At 34.6% G+C, this 16,326-nt stretch carries 10 protein-coding genes; 9 read left to right on the top strand and 1 reads right to left on the bottom strand.

Translation table 11 applies throughout. The features are described from left to right. Nucleotides 1-65: 65 nt before the first annotated feature. The 4 genes from AB1278_RS07780 (at nucleotide 66) to AB1278_RS07765 (ending at nucleotide 7,113) form a co-directional block, all read left to right on the top strand. Complete coding sequence (locus AB1278_RS07780) at nucleotides 66-1,025, top strand: Fic family protein (RefSeq protein ID WP_407936193.1); 960 nt, start codon at nucleotides 66-68, stop codon at nucleotides 1,023-1,025. Between the two features lie 216 nt (nucleotides 1,026-1,241). Beyond that, a complete protein-coding gene (locus AB1278_RS07775) occupies nucleotides 1,242-4,049 on the top strand; it encodes a DEAD/DEAH box helicase family protein (RefSeq protein ID WP_429813472.1) in 2,808 nt (935 codons plus the stop codon). Continuing rightward, entirely contained in the window at nucleotides 4,049-5,584 is a 1,536-nt protein-coding gene (locus AB1278_RS07770; protein WP_429813469.1) for a restriction endonuclease subunit S, read from the top strand. The genes AB1278_RS07775 and AB1278_RS07770 overlap by 1 nt, the downstream gene beginning before the upstream one ends. 14 nt (nucleotides 5,585-5,598) lie before the next feature. After that, nucleotides 5,599-7,113 (top strand): N-6 DNA methylase, encoded by a 1,515-nt coding sequence (locus tag AB1278_RS07765; RefSeq protein ID WP_429813466.1) that lies wholly within the window; start codon nucleotides 5,599-5,601, stop codon nucleotides 7,111-7,113. 56 nt (nucleotides 7,114-7,169) lie between these two features. Here AB1278_RS07765 and AB1278_RS07760 read toward each other — a convergent pair whose 3' ends face one another. Beyond that, nucleotides 7,170-7,580, bottom strand: coding sequence for a helix-turn-helix domain-containing protein (locus AB1278_RS07760; protein WP_429813463.1), 411 nt, complete (start codon nucleotides 7,578-7,580; stop codon nucleotides 7,170-7,172). Nucleotides 7,581-7,877: 297 nt separating this feature from the next. Here AB1278_RS07760 and AB1278_RS07755 point away from each other — a divergent pair, with 297 nt between their 5' ends. The 5 genes from AB1278_RS07755 (at nucleotide 7,878) to AB1278_RS07735 (ending at nucleotide 16,261) form a co-directional block, all read left to right on the top strand. Further along, complete coding sequence (locus tag AB1278_RS07755) at nucleotides 7,878-8,384, top strand: hypothetical protein (RefSeq protein WP_429813460.1); 507 nt, start codon at nucleotides 7,878-7,880, stop codon at nucleotides 8,382-8,384. A gap of 2,084 nt (nucleotides 8,385-10,468) precedes the next feature. Further along, a complete protein-coding gene (locus AB1278_RS07750; protein WP_429813457.1) occupies nucleotides 10,469-10,885 on the top strand; it encodes a hypothetical protein in 417 nt (138 codons plus the stop codon). A 42-nt stretch (nucleotides 10,886-10,927) separates the two neighbouring features. Next, nucleotides 10,928-13,429 (top strand): McrB family protein, encoded by a 2,502-nt coding sequence (locus AB1278_RS07745; protein ID WP_429813454.1) that lies wholly within the window; start codon nucleotides 10,928-10,930, stop codon nucleotides 13,427-13,429. Then, nucleotides 13,429-14,679: an McrC family protein gene (locus AB1278_RS07740; protein ID WP_429813451.1), complete on the top strand. Its 1,251-nt coding sequence runs from the start codon at nucleotides 13,429-13,431 to the stop codon at nucleotides 14,677-14,679. Before AB1278_RS07745 ends, AB1278_RS07740 begins: the two co-directional genes overlap by 1 nt. Before the next feature lie 439 nt (nucleotides 14,680-15,118). Beyond that, complete coding sequence (locus AB1278_RS07735; protein ID WP_429813448.1) at nucleotides 15,119-16,261, top strand: 1-acyl-sn-glycerol-3-phosphate acyltransferase; 1,143 nt, start codon at nucleotides 15,119-15,121, stop codon at nucleotides 16,259-16,261. The last annotated feature ends 65 nt before the right edge of the window (nucleotides 16,262-16,326 follow it).

Below are 16,326 nucleotides of genomic sequence, written 5' to 3'. Positions count from 1 at the left end.
AAATATCAATCCGTTTTTCATATAATTTTCTATCTTTGATAGTATCATATGATATTATCAAAGAAATGAAACCTCCCTATTCCATTACAGACACCATTTTATTCTTAGTGGCTTCTATTTCTGAAAAAATAGGAGAAATCAATGCTTCCCATCTGTATAAACCTGTCACTGAATTAAGAAAGAAAAACAGAATCAAAACCATTCAGGCTTCATTGGAAATTGAAGGGAATACCATTACTGAAGAGCAAATAACTGCTTTATTGGAAAATAAAAGAGTCATTGCACCCCAAAAAGACATTCTCGAGGTTCAGAATGCGATAAAAGTTTATGAAGAAATCAATCAACTCAATCCTTATCACCTGAAAGACTTAGAAAAAGCGCATTCCATTCTGATGAAAGGACTGGTTGCCCATCCTGGTCAATTAAGAACCACTAATGTAGGCATCATTAAAGGTTCAAAAGTAGAACATATAGCACCGGGAGGCACCATGGTAAAAGGATTGATGAAAGATCTCTTTGCTTATCTTAAAAAAGACAAAGACCTTATTTTAATTAAAAGCTGTGTCTTCCACTATGAGTTTGAATTTATACATCCTTTTACAGACGGCAATGGAAGAATGGGCAGACTCTGGCAGACCTTAATTCTGATGCAGCAATATCCGGTATTTGAATATCTGCCCGTAGAAACCCTCATCAAGCAAAAACAGACTGAATATTACAATACCTTATCAGAATCTGATAAAAAAGGAAATTCTACCCCTTTTATAGAATTTATGCTGAGTATTATTCTTGAATCTCTACAGGAACTTTTACAATCTCAAAATAAAACATTGTATACAGAAGACAGAATTTTCTTATTTAAAGAGAAAGTAAAACAAAATACGTTCAGTAGGAAAGACTATATGCAGAACTTCAGAAATATTTCTGCCCCCACTGCAAGCAGAGACCTGAAATGGGCGGTTGAACAGGGTATTTTATTAAAATCTGGAGAACAGAGGTTGACAGAATATTACTATAAAGAATAATGTTACAATGGCTGTAGTGTTTGTAATGCCGTTGGGAGATTGAGAAGGTGGATGTGTAGGAGGATTGAGGTTGTAACATCAATTTATATTAAATTCACTATGATTCATACTATTAAAAATCAACATACAACATTCTGAATTTACAATAGTTTAAGGCTTCATTTGGCTTTCTTATTGAGGTTTCCTTATATTTACCTCTTAAACTAAGAAAACCAAATGCTTAATCAAAACCCTGAACAAATTGCTCGTGATCGCATAGACGAAATGCTTCGTCAGGCAGGATGGGCTGTACAATCTAAAAATCAAATAAACTTTAATGCTGCAAAAGGTATTGCTGTTCGTGAATATCAGACTTCAGTAGGACCTGCTGATTATGTTTTATTTGTAGATCAGAAACCTATTGGTATCATTGAAGCCAAAAAGGAAGAAGAAGGGTTTCGGTTAACAACAGTTGAGGAGCAATCAAAGAATTACGCACAAGCACAACTGAAATTTTTTAAAAGTACAGAAGTAATTCCTTTTGCATATGAAAGTACTGGAGTAATCACTCGTTTTACAGATTATAGAGACCCGAATCCACGTAGCCGGGAGCTTTTTCATTTTCACCAACCTGAAATGTTGATGGAATGGTATAAGAAAGAAAAAACATTACGAGGACGTTTCAATGATATACCAGCTTTAGAAGAAGAAGGATTACGTCCTGCGCAGGTTGTTGCCATAAATAATTTAGAAAAATCATTTAAACAAAATAAGCCTAAAGCTCTAGTGCAAATGGCAACCGGAGCTGGTAAAACATTTACAGCAGCAACATTTATTTACCGTTTACTTAAGTTTGCAAAAGCAAAGCGTATTTTATTTTTAGTTGACACTAAAAACCTGGGAGAACAAGCGGAACAAGAGTTCATGGCTTTTCAGCCAAGTGACGACAATCGTAAATTTACAGAGCTATACAATGTACAACGATTGAGCTCTAGTTATATCGCATCAGATAGCCAGATATGTATTTCCACTATTCAAAGAATGTATTCTATTTTGAAAGGTGAGGAAATGGATGAAAGTGAAGAAGAGAATAGTCCTATTGAACAATCATCGTGGCTTCAACAAAAGCTGGCTGAAAAAAAAGCTGTTCCCGTTTCTTATAATGAAAAAGTACCTATTGAACAGTTTGATTTTATTGTCATTGACGAATGCCACCGTTCTATTTATAATTTATGGAAACAAGTTTTAGATTATTTTGATGCATTTTTGATTGGGTTGACAGCAACTCCAGATAAACGTACTTTTGGTTTCTTCAATCAAAATGTAGTAAGTGAATATACTTACGAAGAGTCTGTAATTGATGGTGTGAATGTTCCTTACGAAATTTATTCTATTGAAACAGAAATCTCCAAGAAAGGAGGGCTAATAGAATCAGGATGGTTTGTGGATAGAAGAGATAAACTTTCCAGAGCTAAACGTTGGCAACAAGAAGATGAAGATACAGAATATCTGCGCAATGATCTGGATAAAGCTGTTGTAAACGTATCACAAATCCGTACAATAATTAAAGAGTTTAAACATGCTTTAGAAACTAAGATATATCCTGATCGTTGGCAAAATAGTGAATATGAAGTACCCAAAACTTTAATATTTGCCAAAACAGATTCCCATGCAGATGATATCATCAATATTGTACGCGAAGAATTTGGAGAGGGTAATGATTTCTGTAAAAAAGTAACTTATAAAATTGATGAAGATCCAAAATCTTTATTAAATCGTTTTCGTAATGATTACTATCCTCGTATAGCAGTTACAGTAGATATGATTGCAACAGGAACAGATGTAAAGCCATTAGAAGTATTGCTGTTCATGCGTGATGTGAAAAGTGTCAATTATTTTGAACAAATGAAAGGACGTGGTACACGAACTATTAATGATGATAAATTACAATTGGTAAGTAAAACAGCTCGTGTAAAAAATCATTTCGTTATTGTAGATGCTGTGGGAGCTACTAAATCTAAGAAAACAGATAGTAGACCTTTAGAACGTAAACCATCAGTCTCAATGAAAGAATTGTTGGGTGCAGTAACTATGGGTATTTCAGATGAGGATGTATTTCTGTCTTTAGCCAATCGACTTATTCGCTTAGATAAACAATTGAGTGAAAAGGAAAAAGAACATATTATTGAGCTTTCCGGAGGTAAACCATTAATGCAGATTATCCGTGAACTAATTGAAGCTTTTGATATTGATAAAATAGAAGAAAATGCCCAAAAATTAATACAAATTATTCCTATACAGGAACGCACACCAGAAAAAATAGAAAAAGCAAAAGTAGAAGCACATGAAGCTTTGATCAGAAAAGCATCATTATCATTTAATGGTCCGTTGAATGAATATATTGATAATGTAAGAAAACAACACGATCAAATTATTGATCATATTAATATTGACACTGTACTAACTTCAGAGTGGGATACAACAACCGTTGATAAAGCTGAAAATTTAATTAATAATTTTGAAGAATATCTACGAACTAATAAAAACGAAATCACCGCATTAAGCATTTATTTCGATCAGCCATTTCGAAGAAAAGAAATAACTTTCAAAATGTTGAAGGATCTTATGGAGAAAATACGACTGGAAAAACCGATATTTGCACCCCTGCATATCTGGGACGCTTATAAAAACATTGGTGCAACAACTGCTCATGCTCCTAAAGATGAATTAACAGCTTTAGTCTCAATATTACGGAAAATCTGTGGAATAGATGATGTTCTAAAGCCTTATGATAAAACGGTGGATGACAATTTTAAGCAATGGATATTTGCTCAAAATGCCGGACAACATAATCGTTTTTCATCAGAGCAAATGGAATGGTTAAGGATGATTAAAGATCATATTATTAGCTCTTATCATCTGGAATTAGATGATCTAGACTATACACCATTTGATGTACAAGGTGGACGTGGAAAAATGTACCAGCTCTTTGGTAATGATATGCAGACTATTATTAATGAATTAAATGAAGCTTTAGCAGCATAATGAGAGAAGACTGGATTGAATGTACATTAGAAGATATTTCCTATAAGATTACTGATGGATCTCATAATCCCCCTAAAAAAGAATCAAATGGATATTTAATGTTAAGTGCTAAGAATATAGCAAATAATAAAATTGATTTTTCTGAGGGTAGATTTATTTCAAAAGAAAATTTTGAAATTGAAAATAAAAGAACGCAAATAGAACCTAATGATATTTTATTAACTATTGTAGCAACAATTGGTCGATCTGCAGTTGTTAAAGAATATAAGAATCAATTTGTATTACAGAGAAGTGTAGCTGTTATTGGTACATTTTTAAATTCATTTTATTTAAATTTTCAATTGCAAAATCCTTTTGTCCAGTCTTTCTTTATGAATAATGCGAAAGGAACAGCTCAAAAAGGTATTTATTTAAAAACACTCTCCACTACCCCCTTGCAAATATGTTCAATTCCTGAGCAACGTGCAATTGTTAAAAAAATAGAAACTTTATTTTCATCTTTAGATGCTAGTATTGCAGATTTGAAAAAATCTCAAGAACAGTTGAAAATCTATAGACAAGCTGTTTTGAAAAAAGCTTTTGAAGGAGAGTTAACAAACGAATGGAGAAAGCAACAAACAAATTTGCCAACAGTCGAAGAATTATTATTTCAAATTGAACAAGAGCGCAAAGAGTACTACCATATTCAGATTGAAGAATGGAAATTAGCTTTACAGTATTGGGAAGAAAATAAATCAACTGGAAAAAAACCAGAAAAACCTTCTATTAATAAGATAAAAATTGATACCTCAACAAAATTAGAGTCTGGATTTTACGCTAAACTAGGTAGTATATCTGATGTAGTAAGAGGAGGTTCTCCAAGGCCAGCTGGTGATGAAAGGTTTTATAATGGTAATATCCCTTTCTTAAAAGTTGCAGATATAACAAGAATTAATAATAAATATTTAACTGAATTTACTTATACCATAAAGCCTGCCGGTTTACAAAAAACAAGATTCTTAAAAAAAGGCACTTTAGTAATTAGTAACAGTGGAGCTACTTTAGGTGTTGCTAGGATATTGGGAATTGACGCAACAGCAAATGATGGAATAGCAGCATTTCTTAACTTATTACCCAGACTAACTGACTTTTTCTATTATTATTTAAATTCTAAAACATTAGAATTTAGAGCTATTGATCAAGGTGCTGGCCAACCTAATTTAAATACTGATTTATTAAAAGAGTTTATAGTACCAATATTTTCTGTTAATGAACAACAACAAATCGTCCAAGAAATAGAATCACGTTTATCAGTTTGTGATGATGTAGAAAAACAAATTAAAAATAGTTTAGATCAGGCAGAAGCTCTACGCCAAAGCATTCTGAAAAAAGCTTTTGAAGGAAATTTGCTTACTGAAGAAGAATTAAAAGCCTGTAAAGCAGAACCGGATTATGAACCAGCCTCAGTTTTATTAGAAAGAATGAAGGCGGAGAAAGAGGCTCATAAACCTTTAAAGAAAATAAGTAAAAAGAAAGTATCTAAAATAAGAGGTTAAAAGAAGTTAGAAGAATGACTGAGTCAACAATTATATCAAAAATATGGAATCTTGCTAATGTGATGCGGGATGATGGTGTAGGTTATGGAGATTACCTGGAACAAATCACCTATTTATTATTCCTGAAAATGGTGGATGAATTAAATAGTCCACTTTATAATAAAAATATACCATTACCTAGAATAAAAGATGTTGAAGGGAAAGAAATTCCAGATGGAGATATTTGCAATTGGGAAAATTTAACCTCAAAGAATGGAGCTGAATTAGAAAGTTTTTATGTACAGCTTTTGCGTACCCTTTCTAGTGAAAAAGGAATGCTGGGGCAGATTTATGCGAAAAGTCAAAACAAAATTCAAGATCCATCTAAATTATTACGCATCATTACATTGATTAACAATGAAGAATGGTCTGTAATGGGTTCTGATGTTAAAGGAAAAATCTATGAAGGTTTATTGGAGAAAAATGCAGAAGACACTAAATCTGGCGCCGGGCAATATTTTACTCCTCGTGCATTAATTAATACTATGGTGAAGTGTGTACAGCCTAAACCGATGAAAACAATCATAGATCCAGCGTGTGGCTCTGGAGGATTCTTTTTATCTGCTTATGAATACATTACACATCATCACAAATTAGATCGTGAAGAAAAAAAGTTTTTAAAAGATGAAACTTTTCATGGTAATGAAATTGTAGCTAGTACCCGTCGTATGTGCTTGATGAACCTATATTTACATGGTATTGGAGAAATAGATGGTGAACCTTTAATTAAATCTTCCGACGCTTTAATTGCAGCAGAATCTAATACTTATGATTATGTATTGGCTAATCCTCCTTTTGGAAAGAAAAGCTCATATATAGTAACTAATGAAGAAGGAGAAGTAGAGCGTGACGATATGAGCTATAATCGTCAGGATTTTTGGGAAACAACTTCCAATAAACAGCTTAATTTCTTACAACATATTAAATCTTTGATGAAGATTGATGGTGAAGCCGCAGTTGTTCTGCCAGATAATGTTTTATTTGAAGGTGGAGCCGGAGAGGAAATCCGTAAACAATTATTAAAAACTACTGAATTACATACCATTTTACGTTTGCCAACTGGTATTTTTTACGCTAATGGTGTAAAAGCAAATGTCTTATTTTTTAATAATAAGGCTGCCTCTAAGAAGCCTTGGACAAAAGAAATTTGGATTTACGATTATAGAACAAATGTACATCATACTCTAAAGAAAAAACCTTTAACAGAAGCTGACTTAGAAGATTTTGTTACTTGCTATAACAGTTCTAATATAAACAACCGTAAGGAAACCTGGTCAGAAGAAAACCCCGATGGACGTTGGAAAAAATTCACCTATGAAGAGATCATAGCCAGAGACAAAACTTCTTTGGATATATTTTGGATTAAAGATCAAAGCCTTACAGATTTAGATAACCTACCAGAACCTGATATCTTGGCACAAGAGATTATTGATAATATAGAATCCGCTTTAGCTAGTTTTAAAGAGATTATGAAGGATTTGGAAAATTAAAATCATATAAAAAAGGTTCAGCGTGAGCTGAACCTTTCCTTTTATAATATCTTAAATTACTTCTTCTCAATCAACCTCTCCAGCCTCACCATCATCTCATCCTTCTCCTTCAGCATCCTTTCATAAAGTTCCATCTTTTCTTCATGCAACTTCTTTATTTCTTCAATAGGGTTTACATTAAAAGTAGGAGTATGGCCTGTGTTCAGGAAAGAACCGTTATCAAACGTATTAGAAATAATATTCACCGCCTGCTCCTCATCAAAATTCTGAAACGCTTCCACCGGAATTTTCAATACTTCAGAAATTCTTTTCAGTAAAGGGTCTTCAATAATTTCTTTCTGTTCCAGCAGAGAAACTTTCTTCTGGTTCCAGTCGTCCCCAAGGTCAAAAGCCAGTGCTTCCTGCTTGATGCCCAGCATTTCCCTGAATCGTTTTACATTGCGTCCCTGATGTATTGTATGTTCCATGATATATCAACATTTATGAGGTTTAAATATAGAAAAATATTTATAAAAATGCCCCTTAAAAAACAGCTTAATTACAATCTCTGTTCTTCATGCTGATACTGTGAAACGGTCCTCCTCTCCTATTTCGCCATTTCCGTTTTTATGCCCGCTTTTTTTCATCAAAAAGTCAGAAAAAACAAACGCTGTTATCTGGTTTTCACTTTCTGGTGAACATGCGCTGAAAATCTTATATCTCTCTATTTTTCTATGCCTGGCACTCCCTATATTTGATCCTACAAACCAAAAAAACACAATATTATGGCACTAGACAATTTAATCAGTGTAAGCTTTTCAACAAGTGATCTGGAAACGATTGATAAAGCAATTCAGGACATCCAGTCTGTACTGCTGGGAAAAACCATCAACCTTACTCCGGATCAGCGACAGCAATACGGAAGAATTGCAGAACAGAACAAACTCTTCGTGAATAAAGCCAAAATCTATATGGAACAGTATGCCCAATATGTTCCTAACTTCCTGGATAAAGCAGAATTCGATAAAGATTATATCGCCAGAGAACAGATCGAACAAAGGCTGCAACAACTGGATTCTTTAACAGAACAGCTTTCAGACACCAAGGTATTGCTGGATCACGATAACTATCATAACGCCATCAGTTTCTACCGAAGCATCAGATACCTTTCCGAAGAGAATGTACCGGGGACCAATGTTATTTATGATGATATGAAGCAGTTTTTTGTAGCGGGACAGACTTCAGCCCCCACTGAAACACCATCTACATCCGGTTCAAACAACAATCAGTAAGAATAAATACTTTTTTGGGAGCACGTGAAAACGTGCTTTTTTTGTGATGATCTATCTGCTTATTTTTGGTTGGAAATCGCAAAGCCGCAAGTTCTTATCATAAGGACGCTGTTTAAGGCGAAAAGATTTTATCTCCGATAAAATTGCTGTACCCAATATACTTACCTGCTGAAAATCTTTGATTTTCTTGCGCCTTACAAAACATATCAATATTGAAAACTTTGCGTCTTTGCGTTTAAAACAAAATAATAAGCCATTGTATTAATCAGTAAGAATAAATATTTTTTTGAGAGCACGTGAAAAACGTGCTTTTTTTGTGATGATTTATCTGATTATTTTTGGTTGGGAATCGCAAAGACGCAAGTTCTTATTATAGGGATGCTGTTTAAGGCGCAAAGATTTTATCTCCGATAAAATTTCTGATGACCTACTTTAATTTCCTTGCTGAAAATCTTTGATTTTCTTGCGCCTTACAAAACATATCAATATTTAAACTTTGCGTCTTTGCGTTTAAAACAAAATAATAAGCCATTGTATTAATCAGTAAGAATAAATATTTTTTTGAGAGCACGTGAAAAACGTGCTTTTTTGTGGTTATCTGTTTACCATATTTTGGTTGGAAATCGCAAAGACGCAAGTTCTTATCATAAGGACGCTGTTTAAGGCGCAAGGATTTTATCTCCGATAAAATTGCTGTACCCAATATACTTACCTGCTGAAAATCTTTGATTTTCCTGCGCCTTACAAAACATATCAATATTGAAAACTTTGCGACCTTGCGTTTAAAACAATAATAAGCCATTGTATTAATCAGTAAGAATAAATACTTTTTTGAGAGCACGCGAAAAACGTGCTTTTTTTATGATGATCCATCTGCTTATTTTTGGTTGGAAATCGCAAAGGCGCAAGTTCTTATTATAGGGACGCTGTTTAAGGCGCAAGGATTTTATCTCCGATAAAATTGCTATAATCCAATATACTTACCTGCTGAAAATCTTTGATTTTCCTGCGCCTTACAAAACATATCAATATTGAAAACTTTGCGACCTTGCTTTTAAAACAAAATAATAAGCCATTGTATTAATCAGTAAGAATAAATACTTTTTTGAGAGCACGTGAAAAACGTGCTTTTTTTGTGATGATTTATCTGCTTATTTTTGGTTGGAAATCGCAAAGGCGCAAGTTCTTATTATAGGGACGCTGTTTAAGGCGCAAGGATTTTATCTCCGATAAAATTGCTATAATCCAATATACTTACCTGCTGAAAATCTTTGATTTTCTTGCGCCTTACAAAACATATCAATATTGAAAACTTTGCGACCTTGCTTTTAAAACAAAATAATAAGCCATTGTATTAATCAGTAAGAATAAATACTTTTTTGAGAGCACGTGAAAAACGTGCTTTTTTTATGATGATCCATCTGCTTATTTTTGGTTGGAAATCGCAAAGGCGCAAGTTCTTATTATAGGGACGCTGTTTAAGGCGCAAGGATTTTATCTCCGATAAAATTGCTATAATCCAATATACTTACCTGCTGAAAATCTTTGATTTTCTTGCGCCTTACAAAACATATCAATATTGAAAACTTTGCGTCTTTGCGTATAAAACAAAATAATAAGCCATTGCATCTGAAGAAACAGAATATTTTAAAATGCAAAGGTTTTATTGATTCGAATTGATGATTGGAGGAAGCAAAGAATGGTGGCTACGCCACTGATGAAGCCAGATGAATAGTACGCATGATTCTTACAATAATCTATTACCCCTCTTACCTTCCTAACACCCTCCAGGTAGTATAGCAACCGTCTCCGCCCCTTTGGACAACGGTCTCTACCCTCTTATATGAGCAGGTGGAGCCCCTTATACAAGTCCGTCTAACCCCTTACCCAAGGGGGTATATCCCCTTCATGAAGAGGGTGGAGACCGTTCATAAAGTCCCTTCAGGGGCTTGGTGAAGGGGTTAGAGGGACTTTGGAAGGGGATAGAACTGTTTTTAAAGAGAATTTTTATTGAAATTTTTATGCTTTCCCGTAAACAGAACCTGTATATTTTTTTTATTATTGTCCTCGAAAACTAATAAGATATGAGAATAATTGCTCTAAAAGGAAAAGGTAATTCTGGCAAATCGACTACTTTAAATCTTGTTTATGATTCTTTAATCAATATACAAGGAAACCGGAGTACTCCTAAAAAAATACTTGGAAATCCTGTACAGAGAGATTTTGAGTGTATAGTAACCCGAATAAACCAAACAACTATAGGCTTTTATACTATGGGAGACTATTCCAAATATACGCTACAAGCAATAAATGCTTTTCAGCTACTCAATGTGGATATTCTCATACTGGCTACCAATTCAAAATTTAAAAAACCTACCCGTAGAATCAATCAATTTCCAAATAGTCATATTATTATGAAATCTATTCCAAATGTAAAATCTACTGTAAATATGAATGCAGAAAATCAAAAGGATTGTAATCAGATCCTTTCTTTGCTATAAACAAAGTTTAAAACCTAAACTATACTAAGTCAAAACATTTATATGAATTACCACGAATTACAGGTAAAAGCCTATAACTGGTTAAAGCACCTGCATGATACAAATCCTGATTTTACGTTTTCAGTAAGACAGAAAGCTTCTAAAGGAGCAGAGCAAAATTATTTTATCGGAACCGAAAGATCCCGTTATTTCTCTACTACATTCTGGAATATACCCGTTTCTTATCCCGGCTCATCCACAGACTTGATTAATCTGGTTTTTGCTTTGAAAAAAGGGAACAAATTATCTCTTTATATTCAGTTTTATCAGACAAAAGATCCCAACAATGATCAGAATCAATATGCTCTGGAGCTTATCAGAAATATAAAACCCCGTTTGAAGAATCTGGATCCTTTGGTATATGGTGAGGGTAAAGAAACTCTAAAAATGGAATATTTTGCGATCTACCTGCCAGAGCTTTATGACAGTTTTGAATCATCTATTCATGATCTCAATACAATGCTGGAAAAAGTAATTCATATTGTAGATGAAGAGATCACTGCTATGAAAAATACTCATCCTACATTTAAAGCAAATCGCTTTCTGCCAAAGGAACAGGAAAGAATGATTTCTAAAATGTATGAAAGATTTGACAGATATTCTGCTAATGTGAATGATGAAGAGAATGAAGAAGAAAGCTGGACCATTCTGGAAGATTTTGATACCTGGTTTGTAAAAAATTACGACCAGCCTTCTGGCATATTTCATGGGATGATATTCGGATTCCTTTATCAGATTTCTCATTCCAAAGATCTCATCTCAGAGGAAAAACTGAATGAATATGATTCTGAAACTATTGAAATTATAAAAAAAGAAATTCCCAATTTTGATTATGAGGGCCTAGACTATTTTGAGAAATTTCTGGATTATACCGTTAAAAATTTTACTACTTTTCATTCTGTCATGAAACAGCCACTCAACCAAATCTTATACGGCCCTCCCGGAACCGGTAAGACCTACAATACCATCAACAAAGCCATTCAGATCGCTAACCCTGATTTTGTTCTGTCTGATCATACCCGAAAGCAAATCAAGGAAGAATATAAAAAGCTGGTAGATGAAGGAAGAATTGTGTTTACAACCTTCCATCAAAGCATGAGCTACGAAGATTTTATTGAAGGGATTAAACCTAAAATCGATGAAGATGAGAACGGAAATAAAAAAGTCATCTACGAGGTTGAAAGTGGAATTTTCAAAAGAATTGCTGATAAAGCCAGAAAACCAAGATTAAAAAGTGAAAATTCAATAACACCATATACCTTTGATGATGCCTGGAGTGATCTTGTTCAGGATGCAAACAGACATCTGGAAGATGGAGATCCGCTTGTATTAACCATACAAACTCCGAATCTGGGATTGAGAATAGTGGATATTTCTGATAAAGGAAATCTAAATCTCAAGCCTATTTATTCTGAAGATTCAAAAATTTATACGATATCTTATTCCAGAGCTGAGAAATTGCAGCAGGCATTTCCTGATCTGTCCGTAATTAAAAATGTGAATACGGAATTCAGAGAAGTGATCGGAGGTTCCAATTCTACAGCGTATTGGTCTGTTTTAAATTATATCAATAATAAAATAAAAGAAAAATCTATTACCGAAGTAAAAGAAGAAACTCTTCCTCCCCTTCCTCATGTATTGATCATTGATGAAATCAACCGTGGAAATGTGTCTCAAATCTTTGGAGAGCTCATTACACTTATTGAAGAGGATAAACGTATCGGCAATAATGAAGCTCTGGAGATCACCCTTCCATACAGTAAAGATAAATTCGGAGTTCCTTCCAATTTATACATTATCGGAACCATGAATACAGCAGACAGAAGTGTGGAAGCTTTGGACACAGCGTTGAGAAGACGATTTTCATTTGAAGAAATGTCTCCTAAACCTGAGCTTCTGAACCCGTCAGCAATGATAGAAAATCTATTATGGGAGTATAAAAGCTATGAATGGACCGACAAAGAATATCTGACTGAAGAGAATAAATTATTTTCTGTTTTAGGTGTTTCTGAAGACTTCAAAAAAGAAAAAGAAGGTATCTGGGAACAGATGAAAGAAGATAAAAAAAATAATATCGTCAGAGAATCCGGATATTTTCAAAGGTTTGATTTTGAAAGAATAGATTTTGAAAAATTATTGACCATCATAAACAACCGTATAGAAAAACTGATTGATAAAGATCACGCCATTGGACATGCTTATTTTATAGGAAAAGACAATACAACCATCAGAGATTCTTTTTATAAAAATATCATTCCTCTACTACAGGAGTATTTCTTTGGTGATTACGGCAAAATAGGATTAGTACTGGGCAAAGGATTTGTGAAAAAGAAAGTTACCGAATCATCTGTTTTTGCAGCATTTGATGACTATGAAAGTGAGTATTCAGAAAGAGAATCGTATGAAATCATAGATTACAGAAAACCAGATCATCATTATAAAATTGGAGATACCGACATGGATTTCTCTAAAGCTCTTCTATTGTTAATGAATCAGTCTGTTTAATGAAACCAATAGAATCCATTGTTGTTTTTGAGCATGAAAAGCTCTACTTTACTGATGAACATAAAAAACTAAAACTGGACCAGGCTTTAGAGAATTATTATGGAGATGGAACTCCTTTTTTTAGCCTTATAAAAAACGGTGTAAAGTTTAATCAACATGTAGGAGTCATAAAGATTGCCCAAACAACCATTGAAATTCTTCCGAAAGCAGATCATAACGGCAAAGATGAATGGAGACAGCTATTGCACGACATGATAAGAACGGTATGGGGATTTGAAGTAAAGGTCTCCAGCAGTGCTTCGTTAAAGCTGAAAAAAAACTCTATTCTGGATCTTTATTATGAACTGTATGTAAAAGAATTAGAATATCTGCTTCACCGTGGACTCATCAAAAGATACAACAGGAAAGAGGGAAATCTGCATGCTTTAAAGGGGGCTCTGCAGTTTTCAAAACATATATCTCAGAATCTGGTTCACCACGAAAGATTTTATGTAAAGTACTCTCATTATGATGTCAATCATGAAATACACCGCATTCTCTACAAAGCTCTGAAGCTTATTGAACAGACTAACAGCAAGCCGGATCTGAGCAGCAGAATTGGTATGCTACTGTTGAATTTCCCCGAAATGAGTGATGTCAAAGTCACAGATTCAACATTTGAGAAAATCAACTTTGACCGGAAAAATCAACATTATGAAAAAGCTCTGCAGATCGCAAAGCTGCTATTGCTGAACTATCATCCTGATGTTTCAAGAGGGAAAAATAATGTACTTGCCTTAATGTTTGATATGAACCGTCTTTGGGAACAGTTTATATATGTTGTTTTAAAGAAAAATATACAGCATATTGATATCAAAGTAAGAGCCCAGCAATCCAAAGAATTCTGGAGATCAGAAAACGGAGCCAGCAGAATGAAACCTGATATTGTTCTGGAAACTAATGGAAACAGAATTGTTCTGGATACAAAATGGAAAAACTTAAACGGAAATTATCTTCCGTCAACCGAAGATCTAAGGCAGATGTATGCTTATCACCGATATTTTAAAGCAACAAAAACAGCTCTGATATATCCGGGAGAAGAAAGTAAACTGATTAAAGGGGATTATTCGGCTATAGAACATGATGATGCCAACGATACACTGACTTGCGGAGTTGCTTTCATTTCGACTCATCAAGATATAAAGCAATGGAAAGAGAATATTGTATCATTTGTAAAAGAAAATTTTCTCGCTTCACACAAAACTTATTAAGGTAAATTTCGATTATTATAAAAGTTTAGATTCCTGCGGAATGACTAGGTGGATGTTTCTATGTGCGTGCACAGCTAATTATTGTCGGAATGACAAAGTGGGCGCTTATTTGTATTTACGTTTGTTTGTGCATAGTTACTTGCTTCAGACATAATACAAACTGCTCGCTTAGCTTATCCACAACGTTTATTGGTGTGTACGTGAATAGTTACTTGCTTCAACATACTACAGACTATTCACTTAGTCTATCCGCAACGTTTATTTGTGTGTGTTTGTTTATGTGTGCATAGTGAACGGATGAAGGAGCGCGTCATGATACTTATTGTACAGCTGTTTCAACCAACTCCTACGCCCCTCATAATACTTTAACACCCTTTATAGCCTCTCCCCCGATAAATTTTCGTTCTTTTGCAAAAAGTTTTAATTTTTACCCAACCGCATGTCTAAGTTTGATGAAATCCGGTATTTCAATGATCAGGAAGTGAATGAGAGATTACAGAGCATAGCCCGTGATCCCATGATGAAAGCCTTTATGAATTTTACTTTTCCTGATACAGATGAGCAGGTTTGGCTGGAACAGTTTAAAAATGTTCATTCCATCAGTGATTTCCAGCATCAGTTTGTAGCCTATGCCGTTCGCCAGATCCTTGCAAAAAGTTCTGACGGTTTAACGACTTCTGGATTTGATAAGCTGGATAAAAACACTGCTTACCTATTCATCTCGAACCACAGGGATATCGTTCTGGATACTTCACTGCTTAATCTGGTATTGCTGGAAGGAGGTTATGTAATGACTGCTTCTGCCATTGGTGATAATCTTGTCCGTAAAAAGTTCTTAAACGTGCTGGCAAAACTGAACCGGAATTTTTTGGTACAAAGAGGTCTGCCCCTTCGTGAACAGCTGACAAGCTCACAGACCATGTCTGAATATATTAAAGAGCTTCTGCTTCAGGAAAACCGCTCTGTATGGATTGCCCAGCGTGAAGGCCGTACCAAAGACGGCAACGATTCTACCCAGCAAGGGGTTTTGAAAATGCTTGCCATGGCAGCCGGAGATCAGCCACTGACAGAGTATTTTAGATCCTTAAAGATTGTTCCTATCTCTATCTCCTATGAGTATGACCCTACAGATTCCTTAAAAATGCCTCAGCTGCTGGCACAACACAGGGATGAGGAATACATTAAAGGGAAAAATGAAGATTTCACCAACATTATCAGCGGAATTCTGGGACAAAAAAAACGCATCCACCTTCATGCCGGTGATGTTCTGGATCAGGAACTGGATGAAATTGCAGCGGCCATTGACAACAAAAATAAACAACTGCAGGCCATTGCACAGGTAATCGACCGTTCTATCATCAGTAATTATAAGCTTTGGCCAACCAAGTACATTGCCTATGATCTGCTTCACAACACCAATACTTACGCTTCCGAATATACGGAGCAGGAAAAACAGTTATTTGTCCGCAGACTTGAAATGCGTATTGATCCGTCTGATCCTGTTTCCAGAGAGTATTTCTTAGCAATGTATGCTAATCCTTTGGTGAATAAACTGAAGGTTGAAGAAGAATCTAAAAACTAGTTGAGGATAAAATAAAGATAAAAAACCACTGTTATTGAGCAGTGGTTTTATTTTTAGTCTTTCAG

The sequence above is a fragment of the Chryseobacterium sp. NRRL B-14798 genome (assembly GCF_050470705.1).
Taxonomy (GTDB): Bacteria; Bacteroidota; Bacteroidia; order Flavobacteriales; family Weeksellaceae; genus Chryseobacterium; species Chryseobacterium cupriresistens.
This window is presented reverse-complemented; position numbering and strand designations above follow the sequence as displayed.